Source organism: Vibrio sp. M260121, assembly GCF_036533715.1.
Lineage (GTDB): Bacteria > Pseudomonadota > Gammaproteobacteria > Enterobacterales > Vibrionaceae > Vibrio.
Genome location: NZ_JATABF010000127.1, coordinates 1 through 484 on the forward strand (window position 1 = coordinate 1; position 484 = coordinate 484).

Annotated in this window: 1 protein-coding gene; it reads right to left on the minus strand. The window is 49.0% G+C overall.

All coding sequences use genetic code 11. The annotated features are described in order from the left end of the window. On the minus strand, window positions 1-484 hold a 484-nt coding region (locus tag QTO06_RS25425; RefSeq protein ID WP_331410360.1), incomplete at both ends, for an IS5 family transposase.

The window sequence follows — 484 nt, forward strand, 5'->3', positions numbered from 1 at the left end:
TTCCCACCTAACAACTGTTTTACCCGATACATTGCTGTCTCTGAGAGCGAGCGCTTATGATAACCATACCGCTTTTTCCACTTCTTGTTGGAGCCGTATAGCTTCTGGCAACCTACCGCCAGATTGCGAGGATGTCCTTGTTCCCAGAAGGCTGCTCCTTCCCTTGGCGGGATGAGCGGAACCGCTCGCTTTATACGTATTGCATCATGGCAATGTCTTGTGTCATAAGCACCATCACCTGATATCTCAATGATTTTTCGACGTGTTTGCTTAAGTAGGTTGGTAAGCACTTCGGCATCGGTAACGTTAGATAAACTCAGCTCTGCTGCGACTATTTCGTGGGTGCTGGTATCCACTGCTAAATGTAGCTTACGCCAGACTCTGCGCTTCCCATCAGTACCATGCTTTTTGACCTTCCATTCACCTTCGCCATAAACCTTGAGACCAGTGGCATCGATGGCCAGATGCTGTATCACGCCTCTGG